The organism is Streptomyces sp. NPDC012474 (assembly GCF_042955185.1).
Taxonomy (GTDB): domain Bacteria; phylum Actinomycetota; class Actinomycetes; order Streptomycetales; family Streptomycetaceae; genus Streptomyces; species Streptomyces cahuitamycinicus.
This window is the reverse complement of the sequence record NZ_JBIBEP010000018.1, coordinates 44,750-60,225: the sequence shown is the minus strand read 5'-3', so window position 1 is coordinate 60,225 and position 15,476 is coordinate 44,750. Positions and strand designations below refer to the sequence as shown.

14 protein-coding genes are annotated in these 15,476 nt (G+C 74.1%); 6 read left to right on the top strand and 8 right to left on the bottom strand.

What is annotated here, in order from left to right:
* Positions 1-164 precede the first annotated feature (164 nt).
* Positions 165-1,829, top strand: a complete 1,665-nt coding sequence (locus ACFY9S_RS31410; protein ID WP_391135024.1) for an alkaline phosphatase D family protein — start codon at positions 165-167, stop codon at positions 1,827-1,829.
* 158 nt (positions 1,830-1,987) lie between these two features.
* Positions 1,988-3,355, top strand: coding sequence for an alpha-lytic protease prodomain-containing protein (locus ACFY9S_RS31405; RefSeq protein ID WP_391135022.1), 1,368 nt, complete (start codon positions 1,988-1,990; stop codon positions 3,353-3,355).
* A gap of 7 nt (positions 3,356-3,362) precedes the next feature.
* On the opposite strand, the gene ACFY9S_RS31400 is transcribed toward ACFY9S_RS31405, so the two are convergent.
* The 6 genes from ACFY9S_RS31400 to ACFY9S_RS31375 form a co-directional block, all read right to left on the bottom strand.
* Positions 3,363-4,574 carry a serine hydrolase gene (locus ACFY9S_RS31400; protein ID WP_391135019.1) on the bottom strand — a complete coding sequence of 404 codons (1,212 nt, stop codon included), beginning with the start codon at positions 4,572-4,574 and terminating at the stop codon, positions 3,363-3,365.
* Positions 4,571-5,488, bottom strand: a complete 918-nt coding sequence (locus ACFY9S_RS31395; protein ID WP_391135016.1) for a DUF6895 family protein — start codon at positions 5,486-5,488, stop codon at positions 4,571-4,573. The genes ACFY9S_RS31400 and ACFY9S_RS31395 overlap by 4 nt, the downstream gene beginning before the upstream one ends.
* Positions 5,485-6,396 carry a DUF6895 family protein gene (locus ACFY9S_RS31390; RefSeq protein ID WP_391135013.1) on the bottom strand — a complete coding sequence of 304 codons (912 nt, stop codon included), beginning with the start codon at positions 6,394-6,396 and terminating at the stop codon, positions 5,485-5,487. Before ACFY9S_RS31390 ends, ACFY9S_RS31395 begins: the two co-directional genes overlap by 4 nt.
* Positions 6,393-7,094 carry a hypothetical protein gene (locus tag ACFY9S_RS31385; RefSeq protein WP_391135010.1) on the bottom strand — a complete coding sequence of 234 codons (702 nt, stop codon included), beginning with the start codon at positions 7,092-7,094 and terminating at the stop codon, positions 6,393-6,395. Before ACFY9S_RS31385 ends, ACFY9S_RS31390 begins: the two co-directional genes overlap by 4 nt.
* A 19-nt stretch (positions 7,095-7,113) precedes the next feature.
* Positions 7,114-7,302: a hypothetical protein gene (locus ACFY9S_RS31380; protein ID WP_030853640.1), complete on the bottom strand. Its 189-nt coding sequence runs from the start codon at positions 7,300-7,302 to the stop codon at positions 7,114-7,116.
* A gap of 109 nt (positions 7,303-7,411) precedes the next feature.
* Positions 7,412-8,890 (bottom strand): aminotransferase class I/II-fold pyridoxal phosphate-dependent enzyme, encoded by a 1,479-nt coding sequence (locus tag ACFY9S_RS31375; RefSeq protein WP_391135007.1) that lies wholly within the window; start codon positions 8,888-8,890, stop codon positions 7,412-7,414.
* Positions 8,891-9,164: 274 nt separating this feature from the next.
* On the opposite strand from ACFY9S_RS31375, the gene ACFY9S_RS31370 reads away from it, so the two are divergent.
* From ACFY9S_RS31370 to ACFY9S_RS31355, 4 genes are all read left to right on the top strand, one after another.
* Entirely contained in the window at positions 9,165-10,343 is a 1,179-nt protein-coding gene (locus tag ACFY9S_RS31370; protein ID WP_391135005.1) for an amidohydrolase, read from the top strand.
* Between the two features lie 63 nt (positions 10,344-10,406).
* A complete protein-coding gene (locus tag ACFY9S_RS31365; RefSeq protein WP_391135002.1) occupies positions 10,407-10,940 on the top strand; it encodes a DoxX family membrane protein in 534 nt (177 codons plus the stop codon).
* 76 nt (positions 10,941-11,016) lie between these two features.
* Entirely contained in the window at positions 11,017-11,580 is a 564-nt protein-coding gene (locus ACFY9S_RS31360; RefSeq protein WP_391134999.1) for a hemerythrin domain-containing protein, read from the top strand.
* 348 nt (positions 11,581-11,928) lie between these two features.
* Positions 11,929-13,173: an MFS transporter gene (locus tag ACFY9S_RS31355; RefSeq protein ID WP_391135323.1), complete on the top strand. Its 1,245-nt coding sequence runs from the start codon at positions 11,929-11,931 to the stop codon at positions 13,171-13,173.
* A 217-nt stretch (positions 13,174-13,390) separates the two neighbouring features.
* Here the strand turns inward: ACFY9S_RS31355 and ACFY9S_RS31350 are convergent, their stop codons facing one another.
* A complete protein-coding gene (locus ACFY9S_RS31350; RefSeq protein WP_391134996.1) occupies positions 13,391-14,788 on the bottom strand; it encodes a PfkB family carbohydrate kinase in 1,398 nt (465 codons plus the stop codon).
* Positions 14,785-15,420, bottom strand: coding sequence for an SIS domain-containing protein (locus tag ACFY9S_RS31345; protein WP_391134993.1), 636 nt, complete (start codon positions 15,418-15,420; stop codon positions 14,785-14,787). Before ACFY9S_RS31345 ends, ACFY9S_RS31350 begins: the two co-directional genes overlap by 4 nt.
* Positions 15,421-15,476: the final 56 nt, after the last annotated feature.

Sequence of the window (15,476 nt, the reverse complement as noted above, 5' to 3'; positions counted from 1 at the left end):
GGCGCACCGCAGCACCCGGGTACCGCCTGTGGTGTGAACCCCCCGCACGTCGTGCCCGCTTCAGGCATTTTGTCTGCTTAGCATGCGAACTCCGCGCTCCGCACGTCGGCGATGTCCCCACGCGTCCACTCGGGGCGCACGTGCCCCGTACGAGAGGACATCAGATGGCGCTGACGGGCCGTCAAAGACCACCCTCCGAGCATGCCTTCTCCCCTCATGACGCCGTACTGCGCAGCGCGGCGCCGCACCTGGCCCGCCGTCGCTTCCTGACCGTCACCGCGGCCGCCGCGATGCTCGCCTTCAGCACCAACCGGCCGGCGCGCGGTGCCACCGCCGCCCGCGAACTCGACGCGGCACGGATCACCGACAACCCGTTCACCCTCGGCATCGCCTCCGGGGACCCGCTGTCCGACTCCGTGCTGATCTGGACCCGGCTCGCGCCCCAGCCGTTCGCGGAGGACGGCGGCCTCGGCCAGGAGCGGGTCGCCGTCTCCTGGGAAGTGGCCCTGGACGAGTGGTTCGTCATCGTCGAGCAGCAGGGGACCGCCACGGCCCATCCCGAGTACGCCCACAGCGTGCACGTCGACGTCAAGGGGCTGAGGGCGGACAGCGAGTACTACTACCGGTTCCGGGTGGGCACCTGGATCAGTCCCGTGGGCCGCACCCGCACCGCACCGGCCATGGGCGACGACACCGACAGCCTGCGGCTGGCCGCCGTCGCCTGCCAGGCCTACCAGGACGGCTACTACACCGCCCACCGGCATCTGGCGCAGGAGGACGTCGACGTGGTCTTCTTCCTCGGCGACTACCTGTACGAGTACGCCGTGGACTCCGCGGGCGGGGCCCGCCGCTACACCGACCGCAAGCTGCCCGACGTGTTCAACCGCGAGGCGACCACGCTCGCGGACTACCGGCTGCGTTACGCGCTCTACAAGAGCGACCCGGACCTGCAGGCCGCACACGCCCAGCACCCGTTCGTCGTGACCTGGGACGACCACGAGACGGAGAACAACTACGCGGGCGCCTACGACGAGAAGGGCAGCGCCCCGGAGGCGTTCCTGGTGCGGCGGGCCGCGGCCTACCGGGCGTACTGGGAGAACCAGCCGCTGCGCGCCGAGCAGTTGCCGAACGGGCCCGACGCCCGGCTCTACCGGCGGCTGGGCTGGGGATCGCTCGCCCAGTTCGACATCCTCGACACCCGCCAGTACCGCTCGGACCAGGCCTACAGCGACCGGCCGCACGCGCCGGGCGCCGAGTCGGACGACCCGGCCCGCACGCTCACCGGCGCCGATCAGGAGCGCTGGCTGCTGGACGGCTGGCAGAAGTCGAACGCGCTGTGGCACGTACTGCCCCAGCAGGTGTGCTTCTCCCAGCGCAAGTTCGACCTGACCGAACCGGCCCGGGTCTCCATGGACGCCTGGGACGGCTACCGGGCCTCCCGCAGCCGCGTCATGGCGGGCGCGAAGGCCGCCGGCGTCGACAACTGGATGGTCCTCACCGGTGACGTCCACGTCGGATACGCCTTCGACATCAAGGAGGACTTCGACGACCCGGCCTCCAGGACGGTCGGCACGGAGTTCACCTGCACCTCCGTCGCCAGCGGCGGCAACGGCACCGCGAAGCCGGGCGAGTGGGACACGTACATGAAGGCCAACCCCCACATGAAGTACTTCGACGGCCGGCGCGGCTACGTCCGGGTCGACATGGGCCGCGAGAACGCCCAGGTCGACTTCCGGACCGTCTCGGCCATCACCACGCCCGGCGGGGGCATCTCCACGACCGCGTCCTTCGTGACCGAGGTGGGTTCGCCCGGCCTGAAGTCCGTGTGAGGCGTCCGCCCGTACTGCACATGGCGCCGTTCCCCGCACCAAAGCGCGAAACGGGGCGGCCCGGGGCATCGCACCGGGCGGTTCCGGCAAGGCCTGTGCGGGAGCTCACCACGATCGACACCCGAAACCGAACGCTGAGATCGAAGGAGACGCATCGCATGGTCCACAGACATGCCGTGACCGGTCGCCGGGTGGCGCTGACCGCGCTCGGCGCGCTCGTCGCCACCGGGATCCCCGCCGCCGTGGCGGCCGAGCCGACGCCCGCGGCGGGCCCCCTGCCCACGGCCGCCCAGACCCTCGGCGCCGACCGGCCCTCGGCTCCGGTGCTGCGTGCCATGGAGCGCGACCTCGGGCTGACCCCTGCCCAGGCGTCCCGGCGTCTGGTCAACGAGGCGGAGGCGGGCACCCGGGCAGGGCTGCTGCGCAACGCCCTGGGTGACCGCTTCGCGGGGGCCTGGCTGCGCGGCACGACATCGCAGGAACTCGTGGTGGCGACCACGGACGCCGCTGACGTGCCGGCCATCACGGCGCAGGGCGCGAAGGCGACCGTCGTGAAGAAGGCGCTGCGCGACCTGCGGGCCGCCAAGCAGGAGCTGGACGCGGCGGCCGCCCGGGTCAGCACCCGCGAGACGCCGCTGTGGTACGTCGACATCCCGGCCAACCGGGTCGTGGTGGAGGCCGGGAGCAAGGCCGCCGCGGCGGCGTTCGTCAAGGCCGCGGGTCTCGACGGCAAGAGCGTGAGCGTGCGGGTCACGGCGAACCGGCCGCGGCTCATGGAAGATCTCACCGGCGGGGACGCCTACTACATCGACGGCGCCGCCCGCTGCTCCATCGGCTTCTCCGTCACCAAGGGCGAGCAGGAGGGCTTCGCCTCGGCGGGCCACTGCGGCAAGCAGGGCGCCAAGACGACCGGGCACAACCAGGCGGACCAGGGCACGTTCCAGGCCTCGACCTTCCCCGGCAAGGACATGTCGTGGGTGGCCGTCACCGACCCGTGGAAGGCCACGCCGAACGTGAAGGGCGAGGGCGGGCAGACGGTGCAGGTCACCGGCTCGGTCCAGGCGCTGGTCGGGGCGGCGGTCTGCCGCTCGGGGTCCACCACGGGGTGGCACTGCGGCAAGGTCGAGCAGCACGACACCAGTGTCAGCTACGCCGAGGGCCGGGTGGACGGGCTGACCCGGACGACGGTGTGCGCCGAGCCGGGCGACTCCGGCGGGCCGTACGTCTCGGGCGTCCAGGCCCAGGGCGTGACGTCCGGCGGCACCGGCGACTGCACGACCGGCGGCACCACGTTCTACCAGCCGGTCAACCCGCTGCTCAGCGAGTTCGGCCTCACCCTGAAGACCGCCGAGGCCGAGTCCCCGGCGCCGCAGGGCAACGCCGCCCCGACGTGGGCCGCGGGCCGCGTGTACGAGGCGGGCGTCACGGTGACGCACGCGGGTGTGCGCTACCAGTGTCTGCAGACGCACCAGGCCCAGGGCCCCTGGGTCCCCGCCCGCACCCCGGCCCTGTGGCAGCGGGTGTGACGAGGGGTCAGGGCTGTCCGGCGCCGGCGCGGCACGTGCCGTCGGCGCCGGGCGGGTCCGGCCGGTCCTCCGCGAGCAGCGCGTACGCGGTGGCGACGAACGGGTCCCGGGCGCGGAAGCGGCGGGTGCAGACGGCCGCCAGTGCCGTGCCTGTGTCGGGGCGGAAGCCCAGGAACGCCTGCTGGCCGAGGGTGGCGCCGCTGTGGAAGAACATCGGCCCGCCGCCGGTGGGGTGACGGAACCAGGCGATGGTGTGCACGTGCCGGTGCGTCAGGCCCCGGCGGAGCACGGGGCGGCGTACCGCGCGCAGGGCGGGGGCGAGGTCCGGTGGCGCGTCGTCCGGCCGCAGGTGGGCCTCCAGAAAGGCGAGCAGGTCGTACGGCGTGGCCCGTACGGCACCGGCCGCCTGGAAGCCGCCGGCGTCGAAGGGCGGCACGGGTGTCCTGCCGTCCCTGCCGTGTCCGACGGCGTCGAGTCCGGAGTCGTCCGCGCGCAGGGTCGTGCCGTCGAGGCCGAGCGGGCGCAGCACCTGGCCGGTGATGAGGTCCTCCCACGGTGTGCCGGTCGCGGCGGCCAGGGCGTGTCCGAGGACGGCGACGCCGAAGTTGGAGTAGCGCCAGCGGGTGCCCGGGCGGTGCCGTTGCCGGTGGCGCAGGTAGGCGTCGACGACCCGGGTGGCCGGGAAGCGGGCGTAGGGGTTGGTGCGCCAGGCGGGCAGGCCCTGGCGGACGAAGCCGGACGGGAGGGCGGGCAGTCCGGAGGTGTGGGTGATCAGGTGGGCGAGCGTCACCGGGGTCGCGCCGACGGGCCGTCCGCCGTCCAGGAGAGCGGTGGCCGGTTCGCCTCCGGACAGCACGCCGGCGTCGGTCAGCCGGGCCAGGAGGAGGCCGGTGAACGTCTTGCTGGCGGAGCCGATCTCGTAGCGCAAATCCTCGCGGGGCAACGGTGAGGGCGGGGCGGTGCCGCCGCTCAGGATGGTGCGGCGGCCGCCGCGCGAGAGGGCGAAGACGACGTCGGGGGCGTCGGACGCGGTGACGGCGTCCGCGAGCAGCCGGTCGTCGGGGCCGGCTTCGGCCGCCGGGGGGCGCGGGGTGCGGATCGCGGAGGCGGCACCGGGGCCCGCGGCCGGGGCCGCCGGTGCGGGCGTGCGCGGACCCGGCCCTTCGGCGCCGAGCGGTCCGCCTTCGCCCGGCCAGGGGGGCGGCCGACGGGTCGTCATGACGCGTGCGCCAGACCGGACAGGGCCCGGGAGGTGGCCAGGACCGAGGCGAAGGCGGCCACCAGGGTCGGATGGTAGACGATGTCGAACACCTCGTCGGGTGTGCCCTCGGGCATCGTGCGGATCGCGGGCATCGCTCCGTCGGGCTGCTGCGCGGCGGCGAAGGCCTGCCAGGCGCGTTCGTCCAGGGTGGGGCGGGGCAGGCAGGCGTCGACGACGAGGAGTTCGCCGAGCAGGTCCCAGCGCTCCAGGTCCAGCCAGTCGTCGATCCACACCGGCAGCCAGGTGGCGAGGTAGTCGGCGATGCCGGGCGGCAGGCCGTCCGGGTTCTCGCCCCAGTCGGTGAGGTGGAAGACGGTGTGGGTGACGTCGTAGGCGATGTGGCCCTCGACCGTCCAGGGTTCCGGGGTGCGGGCCAGCCAGGTCGCGCCCACGAGGTCGGCCTCGGGCGGGCGCGGGGTGAGTCCGTAGCGGCGCTGGAACGCGGAGAGGCCGAGCCGCCGGGTCGGGGTCGTCTCGAACGCGACCCAGCTGTCCAGCCGGTGGTTCAGTACGGCGGCCCGCTCGACGTCGGGCTGGCTGTAGCCGAGTTCCCTGAAGGGGAGGTACACCTCGAACGGGATGGGGGAGATCGGCTCGGTCCGCTGTCCGCGGACCAGCATGGTGCCGCCGTCCAGGGTCTCGCGCCAGGCGTGGTCGAGCAGTTGGCGGGCCAGCTGGGCCTGGCGGGAGCCGGCCACTCCCTCGCGGAACAGCACCTTGCAGATCAGTGCCAGTTCACCTACGGGCTTGAAGCGCTCCAGGAAGCCGATCTCGGGGTCCACGTCGGGCTCCAGGCGGAATCCGTCCCGGTGGGCCCACAGCCATTCGATGGCGCCCACTCCGACGGTGTGGATCAGGCGGGTGTCGGTCATACCGGTGCTCCTTGTCCGGCGGTGAGAGCCGCCGCGAAGGCCGCCATGAGGGTGGAGTGGTAGTGCTGCCCGAAGTACTGGTCCGGGTCGCCGGCGTCCCCCTCCTCGGGGAGTGCGCCGGAGGCGTCCTGGGCCGCCGCGATCCGCTCCCAGGCGTCGCCCGGTACGGCGTCGGCGGGCAGGCCGGGCACGCTCGCGGCCACCGCGAGCAGTTCGCAGCACAGGTCCCACATGCGCGCGTCCAGGCAGGTGTCGAGCCAGGGGGGCAGCCAGTCGGCGAGGTAGGCGGTCAGGTCGGTGGGGAACCCCTGAGGGGCGCGTCCCCAGTCGGTGAGGTGGAAGACCACGTGGGTGAGCGCGTATCCGGCGGGCCGCTCGAACGTCCAGGGTTCGGGCAGGCCGCCCAGCCAGGTGCGGCGCAGGAGTTGCTCGCCGGGCTCGTCCCGGCGAACGCCGCCCCGTTCCTCTGCCTTGAGGACGCCCAGGCGGCGGGTGGGTTCCTGCTCGGTGAGCCGCCAGCCGCGGGTGCGGGCCACGGTGGCGGTGGCGGCTTCGTAGGCGGGATGCCGGTATCCGCCCGCGGCCAGGGCGGCGTAGACCTCCAGCGGGTAGGTGGCGAAGGGCTCAAGCCGTTGCAGCAGCAGGAACAGCTCGCCGTCGCGGGTCTGCCGCCAGGCGAAGGCCAGCAGGTCGGCCGCTCGGATGTGCAGGGGGTCGGTGGGGGGCGTGCGGCGGGTGACGCTCGCGCAGACCTGGGCCAGTTCGCCGAGTGGCTTCCAGCTGCTGTTGACCTGTCCGTCGGCGGCCAGCGCGTCCTCGCCGAGGGCGAAGTCCGCGCGGTGCGCGGACGCCCAGGCCAGCGCGGCCCGCGCCACCTGCCGGATCGTCGGGGCCTGTGCCGTCGTCACACCGGCGCTCCGGTGCGCAGGCGGCGGGCCGCCGTCACCTGGAGTCCGACGAGCGGATCGTGGCCGCCCATCAGTTCCACGAAATCCAGGCCCGGTTCGAGACCCAGTGTCTCGGGGACGCCGTGCAGCAGGGTGAGCCAGCGGCCGGCACCGGCGGCCTGCCGCCAGTCCCTGCGGCGCACCGCTCGCACGAATCCGCGGGCGACGTCCACGGGGCGGCCTTGCGCCACGCGGGACACGGCGCAGTCCCCGCCGGGCAGGGCGAGGGGGGCAAGCACGGCGAGTTGATGGGTCAGGACCTGCCAGCTCGCGCCGTCGAGCCACTCGGCGGAGGGCTCCGTGCCGTCGGTGTGGGCGGCGGCGGACGGCGGGTCGAGCCGGTGCAGGGCGCGCCCCATGGCCCAGTGGCTCCACAGCACGGTGGGTGCCGCGTCGGCGCGGGGCGGGAAGGCCTCCACGGACTTGCGGAACACGGCGAGTTCGTCCGGGTCGGGCGGGGTGCCCAGCAGGACGGCCGGCAGCAGCGCGTCGGCTCCCAGCACACGGACGGCCGCGAGTGCGAGGCCTCCCTCCTCCACGTCGACCGACCCGGGGGCGGCCGCTCGCGTGTGGTCTCCGCCCCGGAGGGCGGAGACCACACTGGAGGCGAGGTCCTGCACCGCGCCCTGCAAGAGGGTCGAAGTGCCAGACTGCTCCATTACCTACTCCCGTCGATCACTAGCCCTTCTTCGGGCGCGGGGTCGGCGGCGACAGCAGCAGCTTGGTTGCCCCGGAGGACAGTGCCAGTGCTGCGCACTCACGGCTGTCGCGGTAGACGCCGTCGAGTTCGGTCGGGTCGAGTGCCGCCTCGATGTCGACACTCGGAACGCCGGTCAGTTCCTCGATGACCTTTTCCTTGGAAGGCATAGCACCATCTCCCTGAGCTGAGCGAGTACCTTCACCTTCCGGATCACCGGAATCGGGCAAAGCATGCCAACTTTCTCAGAATTCACTTAAATAACATTTTCAACATCTCTCACATGCGCGTCACCGCGTCGCGCGCCACGACCCGCAGCGTCCGGACCGTGGAGTCGGCCGCGTCGGGGATGAGGACGCCGTGCTCGACGCCGCTGCGCAGATGGTCCAGGACCTCGTCGGTGATGACCTCGCCCGGCGCCACCACGGGTACGCCCGGCGGGTACGGGCTGATCATCTCCGCGGCGATCCGGCCCGCCGCCCGCTCGGCCCGCACGTGCTCGACCGGGGCGAAGAACGCCGCGCGGGGCAGCATGGCCTGCTCCAGTTCCAGCGCCGAGGGCTCGGGCAGCCGGACCGCGGGACGCCGTTCGACGGAGTCCGCGTGCTCGACGAGCGCCCGCAGGGCGTCCAGCAGCACCTCCTCGGTCTCGTCGTCGTCCGCGCAGGTGATCGAGGCGCTGATGCGGCAGCTGTCCGAGCCGCCGACGTCCACGTGGCGGTGGACGCGCAACCACTCCACCGCCTGCATGCCGCTCATGCCGAGCTTGCGGACATCGATCACGATCTTGAGCGGATCGAGGTCTGCGGCGAGCCCCTCCTCCACGATCTCCCGGCCCATGGGCCGCAGACCCGGCAGTTCGGCGGCCGCCGCCCGGACGCGATGGGCACGGCGGATGGCCGCCTCCAGCAGCTCGTGCCCCTGTTCGACCATCTGCCGGCGCCAGCCGTCGAGCGTGGCGTGGACGAGGGACGAGGCGCTGGTGGTGCCGAGCAGGTCCTCCCGCTGTGCGAGGACCTCGGGCGACACACGGTCGTACTGGAGGTGGAAGACGGAGCTCTGCTCCACCGCCCCGCCCATCTTGTGCACGCTGGTCACCACCAGGTCGGCCTCGGCGTCCATGCCCCACGCGGGCAGCTCGGGGTGGAACGGCAGGTGGGCGCCCCAGGCCTCGTCCACGATGACGGGGACGTCCAACGCGTGGCACACCCGGGCCACTCCCGTGACGTCGGCGCAGGAACCCCAGTCGGTGGGCGTGATGAGCAGCATCCCCTTGGCGTCCGGGTGCTCCTGGAGTCGCCGGCGGACGTCGTCGGGCTCGGGCGGGTGGGCCAGATGCCGCTCGGCGTCGAACCTCGGGTGCACCCAGATCGGTTCGACGCCGTTGACGACGACGGCCGCGACGACGGACTTGTGGGCGTTGCGCGACAGCAGCAGCTTCTCCCCCGGCCCCGCCACGGCGAGCATGGCGGTCTTCACGGACAGGGAACTGCCGCAGGTGGAGAAGAACGCGTGCTCGGCGCCGACCGCGTCGGCCATCAGCTCCTGGGCCCGGCTCAACACGCCCTGCGACTGGCGGCGGTCGTCGAGCCCGTTGAGGGAGAGCACGTCGGAGCGGAACACGTCGAGGCCGACGATCTCCGCCACCCGGGGGTCCACTCCCCTGCCCTGCTTGTGGCCCGGCGGGCCGTAGGCGATGTCGCCGCGGCGGCGGAAGTCCGCCAGCGCCTCCAGGACGGGCACGCGCGAGTGGTCCATGGTTCCTCCCTGGTCCGGCCCGCCCGAGCCGCCGCCGCGGCCTCCACGCTGTCGTGGCCCGGCGGGTACACCGACCGTGTTGACCCCCGGCACCGGGCGAAACGCGCCGGGGGTCGCGTGGCCGGGGGCAGGGGTGTCATGGCGGCGGGGAGTGAAACCCGGCCGGGAACGAACCGGCACCGGGGTGGCCCCCGGGTCCGTGCCGGGAACGAACCGGCACCTGTAGTGGGCCCCACCCCGGGTCCGTGTACCGCCCGCGCACCGAGGAGACCCCGTGACCCTTACGCCCGACGCCGTGCACCAGGCCGTCCGCGCGCAGGTGTCGGCCCGGGCCGACACCCTGTGGGACGTGGCCCTGCGCCTGCACGCCGATCCCGAGCACGCCTTCGCCGAGCACCGGGCGGCCGCCCTGCTGTCGGGTGAGCTGGAGCGTGCCGGATTCGCCGTGGAGCGCGGTGTGGCGGGGATGCCGACGGCCTTCGCCGCGCGCCGGGGCCGGGGCAGGCCCGCCGTGGCGCTGCTGATGGAGTACGACGCCCTGCCCGGTCTCGGCCACGCGTGCGGCCACAACCTCATCGCGGCGGCCGGACTGGGTGCCGCGCTGGCCGTGGCCGCGGCCCTGCCCGAGACGTCCGCCGGGACGGTGCTGGGGGTGGGCACGCCCGCCGAGGAGGGCGGCGGCGGCAAGGCCGTCGAGGTGGAGGCCGGGGTGTTCGACGAGGTCGACGCGGCGCTCATGTTCCACCCGGGCGTGTACAGCTGGACGCGGGCGCCGCTGACCGCGCAGGTGCAGTACCGGGTGGCCTTCCACGGCCGGGCCGCCCACCCCACGGGCAATCCGACCGAGGGCATCGACGCGCTGGCGGCGCTCGTGGAGCTGTTCAACGTGCTGGCCGGACTGGGGCGGAGGCTGCCGGAGGGCTCGCACGTACAGGGCATCGTCACGCACGGCGGCACGGCCACGAACATCGTCCCGGAGTTCGCCGAGGGCCTGTTCGGTCTGCGGGCGGCCACGACGGCCGCGCTGGAGGATCTGACGGAGCGGCTGCGGGTGTGCGCCGACGGGGTGGCCCGGGCCACCGGCACCACCGCCGAGGTGGAGCGGGCCACCGTGCGCTACGAGCACTTCCGGGACAGCCACGTCCTGTCCGAGCGGTTCGCCGCGCATCTGGCCCGGGCCGGGAGCGCGTCGGCGCCGCCCGTGCCGGGCGTCTACCTGGGGTCGTCCGACATCGGCAACGTCAGCACACGGGTGCCCGCCATCCACCCGTTCGTCGCGATCATGGGCGAGGACGGCTCCGACCACACCCCGGAGTTCGCCGAGGCGGCCGCCTCACCCCGGGCCCGTGAGGTGCTGCTCGCCGCGACCGATGCGCTCGCCTGCACCGCCGCCGACGTCCTGCTGTGCGGGGAACTGCGCGAGGAGGCGTGGGAGCGCCACCGGGCGGTGTGAGTGGTTCGGCCCCGGCCGGGGAACCCGGCGGACGCCGTACCCACCGACTACCTGGAGAGGGCCATGAGTCTGTTGCGAGTGTTCGGCCGCCCGATGCTGGCCTCGATGTTCCTCACGGGCGGCATGAGCTCCGTCCGCGCCCCGGAACAGGTCGCCGACGCCGCCGAGCCTGTCGTCCAACCGGTCACCGAGCGCGTCTCGGCCCTGCCGGACCGCACCGAGCAGGTCGTCCGCCTCAGTGGCGCCGTGCAGGTCGCTGCGGGGCTGATGCTGGCCACGGGGCGCATGCCGCGTCCGGCCGCGCTGGCCATCGCGGCCACCCTGGTGCCCACCACGCTGGCCGGGCACCGCTTCTGGGAGGCGGAGGACCCGGAGGAGCGGGCACAGCAGCGCATCCACTTCTTCAAGAACCTGTCCATGCTCGGCGGGCTGCTGATCGCCGCCGACGACACAGGCGCCCGCCCCTCGGTGAGGTGGCGCGGCACGCACGCCGCCCGTGGCCTGCGGCGCGACGCGGGTCTGGTGCGCCGCTCCGTCCGCGCCACCGCGGGGCCGGCCGCCGCGGCCGGGCGCGTCCGGGCCAGGCTCTCCGCCTGATCCGCCGGCGCGGCACCGGCGAACCGCACGTTAACCCCGTGGGGGCGGGGGGACCCGAGCGCTGGAGGTGAAGGACATGGGACACGGAGGAAACGTCATCGACGAGCTGGTGACCGATCACCGCGAGGTCGAGGAGATGTTCGGCAGGATCGAGGCACTGCCGTCCGGCCACCAGGACCGCAAGGTGTACGCCGACCAGGTCACGATGGAACTCGTGCGGCACTCGGTGGCCGAGGAGGCCTACCTCTACCCGGCCGTCCGCGAGCACGTGGCCGGTGGGGACGCCATCGCCGACCAGGAGCTCAAGGACCACGCCACGGCCGAGCAGATCATGAAGGACCTGGAGGGCTGTGACGCGGGCGACGCCGAGTTCGACCGGCTGACCGGCATGCTCATGAGCGAGATCCGCTCGCACATCGCCGACGAGGAGGGCAACCTCTTCCCGCGGCTTCGGCAGGCCTGTCCGATGGACGCGCTCAACGAGCTGGGCGACAAGGTGCGCAAGGCGAAGAAGACCGCTCCGACCCGGCCTCACCCCGCGGCCCCCGACAAGCCCCCGGCGAACAAGCTCCTGGCGCCGGGCACCGGCATGGTGGACCGGCTGCGGGACGCGCTGAGCGGCCGCGGCAAGTTCGAGTAGGGCAGTCACCGTCCGTGCGGGGCCCGTCGCCGAGGCGACGGGCCCCGCTTCCGTGTGCGTGTGAGTAACCACACTGTGGGCTCAACGCCCGCGCGCGGCAGGGAGTTTGGCAGGCGCGGAAGGGCGGATCAAGGTGCGGTGGAACCGCTTCTCCGGTCCCCTCTGCCACGATGGTCGGCGCCGTACCCGTCGAGGGGAACCACCGCGCAGCGCGGCCGGTGTGCCCCGCCCCTCGTCCCCCTCTGCTGAGTCCTCCGACTCGTCTTCGAGTACCGCACTGTGTCTTCCTCACCCTCCCCTGCCCTGAACGCCTCCCGCTCGCCCTGGCGGTCGCTGCGGTACCGCAGCATGCGCTGGTGGTCCGTCGCGAACTTCGTGTCGAACGCCGGTACGTGGATGCAGCTCACCGTGCAGAACCTGCTGGTCCTGGAGATCACCGGGTCAGCCGCCGCTACGGGTCTGTCCATGTCCGTGCAGGCCGCTCCGGCGCTGCTGATCAGCGTGCTGGGCGGGGCCGCCGTCGACCGGTGGCCCCGCAAGCTGACGGCGGCCGTGAGCCAGGCGCTGCTCGGCGCGATCGCGTTCACCACGGCCGTCCTCGTGGCGCTGGACCGGATCGACATGACCTCGCTGATGGTGCTGGCCGCTGTCACGGGTGTCGTCGCGACCGTCGACAATCCCGCGTGCGCGCTGCTGGGCAACGACCTCGTGCCCGTGCAGGACGTGCCCTCGGCCATCGGCGTCGGGGCGCTGGTGCACCAGGCGGGCCGCTTGGTGGGAGCGGCCCTGGCCGGTGTGGCGGTCGGGTTCCTCGGCACGTCCGTCGCGTACTTCGCGAACGGGCTGTCGTTCCTGTTCGTGGCCTCGGTCATCCCGTTCCTGCGCCCCGCCGCGGGAGCGGTGCGGCAGACCGGCCGGGAGCCCGGGGGCACCGGCTCGGAGCTGTCCGTGCGCGAGGGGCTGGCCTACTTCCTGCGGCGGCCGCGCCTGGTCGCGCTGGCGGGTGTGACCGGGATCAGCGCGGTGTTCGGCCGCAACTACGGACTCACGCTCGCCGTGCTGGTCACCGGGCCGCTCGCGGGAGGAGCAGGTTCGTTCGGCACGGTGTCGACCGTGCTCGCCGCCGGCGGCATCCTCGGAGCGGTGCTGGGCGCCCGGCTGCGTCGGCCGTCGGTGCGGCTCGTGGGCGCGCTGGCGGCCGCGGGGGCACTGCTGCAGGTGGTGGCGGGGCTGTCGCCCTCGCTGGCGGTGCTGATCGTGCTGGTACTGCCCATGGCCGTGGTGGAGTCCGTCTCCGACACCGCCGGTACGGCCGTCCTGCAGACCGACCCGCCTGCCCACCTGCGGGGACGGGTGCTGGGTGTGTGGGGCAGCGTCGGCACGGTGTGGGGCCTGGGCGGCCCGCCCGCCCTGGGCCTCCTCATGGAACTGGCCGGGCCCCGCGGCGCCCTCGTCACCGGCGGGCTTCTCATCGCCGGCGCGATCGGGGCGGGCTCCCTGCTGCACCGGCGCCGCATCGCGGCGGCGCCGGTGACCCTCCGCAAGGACGAGCACGAGATGCCGGGCCGGCCGGCCCTGAGCCCGGCTGCCTGAGCGACACTGCACGAGGGAGGCCACGGGCGTGCCACACAGGCCCCTGGGACCGGCCCCCGGGACCGGTGTGCGCTGTGTGGCGCGTGGCACGCGACGCACGCCCGCCCGCCACCGGCACGCCTGAGCCTGCGCCGTCAGTCCACGACACCGACCGGGCCCGCGCCGACGGCCCCCGACACGCCGCACGGCGGACGCCGGCAGCCGGCCGCCCTGGCGCCTACGGCCGTGGCGCGGCCCCCGCCGCCACCGCCGCCCGGCGGGCCAGCAGGGTCGTGGAGCGGCCGTCGAGGTAGGGCAGGACCACGGCCTGGCCGCCCCAGGTGCGGAGCACCTCCGCCTCGGGCAGGTCCTGGACGGAGTAGTCGCCGCCCTTGACCCAGACGTCCGGTCGCAGCCGGCCCAGTACCGCCTCGGGCGTGTCCTCGTCGAAGACCGCGACGGCGTCGACGCTGCCGAGCGCGGCCAGCACGCGGGCACGGTCCGCCGCCGGGTTGAGCGGGCGGCCCGGGCCCTTGCGGCGGGCGACGGACGCGTCGGAGTTCAGGCACACGATGAGGCAGTCGCCGATGCGCCGGGCGCTCTCCAGCAGGCCGACGTGACCGGCGTGCACCAGGTCGAAGCAGCCCCCGGTGGCGACGACGGTGCCGCCCCGGGACCGGACCAGCTCGGCGAGGCCGAACGCGTCGTGCGCGGACTCGACGGCGGGACCCGCCGCGGGCTCGGTCCGCCACAGGCCGGGGTTGCCCGCGCCGCCCGCCGCGACGAACGCGGCCGCCTCGGCGACGGCCCGTTGCAGCGCCTCCTCGGGAAGCAGGCCGTCGGCGAGGGCCGCCGCCGTCGTGGCGGCGAAACAGTCGCCCGCGCCGCAGGGGTCCCCGGCGGCGCGGTAGGGCACGGGGACGAGCATCGGGGTGCCGGTGCCCGGCCGGACCAGCAGCACCCCGCGTTCGCCGAGGGTGACGGCGACACCGGCGGCCCGCCAGCGTTCGGCGAGACGGGCCCCTCTCTCGGCGAACGCGCCCAGCGTGGTCTCCCCGGAGCCGGGGTGCAGAGCCTGTGCCTCGGCCGCGTTGGGGGTGACGAGGCGGGCTCCCGGCACGGGCGGATCGCCGTTGGGATGCGGATCCCACACCAGGGGCGTGCGGCGGGCGGCGTCCTCCAGCAGCGGACTCAGGGCCCCGGCGGTGTGCCGGCCGTAGTCGGCGACCAGGACGGCGTGTGCGCCGGCCAGGGCGTCACGGACCGCGTCACCGGGTTCACCGGGGGTGCCGCCGCCCCGGTCGATGCGGACCACCGGCCGCCCGCCCGCGAGGACGCGGGTCTTGACCGGCAGGGTGCCCTCCAGCGGGATCTCCAGCAGCCGGACCCGGCCGCGCAGGCCGCGCCGTACCGCCTCGCTGGCCTCGTCGTCGCCGAGCGCGGTCACCAGGACCACGTCCCGGCCTCCGCGGGCGGCGAGGGCGGCGGCCAGGCCGGCTCCGCCGGGGTGGCTGTGGTCGCCGGTGACGTCGACGACCGGGGCGGGGGCGTCCGGGGAGAGGCGGGTGGAGACGCCTTCGATGTCCTCGTCGAGGAGGACGTCCCCCACGACGACGAGCGGGTGTGGCCCGGTCATGACGTGCTCCCGTGGGTGAGGACCGCGCGGCGTGCCGGCAGCGCGGACACGGCCGTGTCGAAGCACTCGCAGAGCAGGTGGACGGCGACCAGATGGATCTCCTGGACGTTCGCGGTGCTGCCTGCGTCGATGCACAGGGATGCGTGGGCGGCTTCCGCGAGGGGGTTGGGGCCGCGCCCGGTCAGGGCCCACACGCGCAGGCCGGCCCGCCGGGCGGTCACGGCGGCGGCGATGAGGTTGGGGCTGCGGCCGGAGGTGGAGAGCAGCATCAGGATGTCGCCGGGGCGGCCGTGGGCGGTGACCTGACGGGCGTAGACGTGGTCGAAGCCGTAGTCGTTGCCGATGGCGGTCATGCTGGACGTCTCGGCGTGCAGGGCGAGCGCGGAGTAGGCGCGGCGTTCCCGGCGGTAGCGGCCGACGAGTTCGGCGGTGAGGTGCTGGGCCTGGGCGGCGCTGCCGCCGTTGCCCGCGGCCAGCAGCCGGCCGCCGGCGGTGAGGACGTCGGCGAGACGGCCGCCCCAGTCCGCGACCCGGTCGAGGCCGTGCTCGCGGAACCCTCCGAGGGCTTCCTCCAGTGACCGGCAGTGCTCTCGCGCGGTTTCCAGGACGGGGTGTGCGGGGGGTTCGCTCATGTCGATCGGGCGTACCGCCGTGGGTGACGGCGGCGAACCCGCACCTCCTTCGGGGT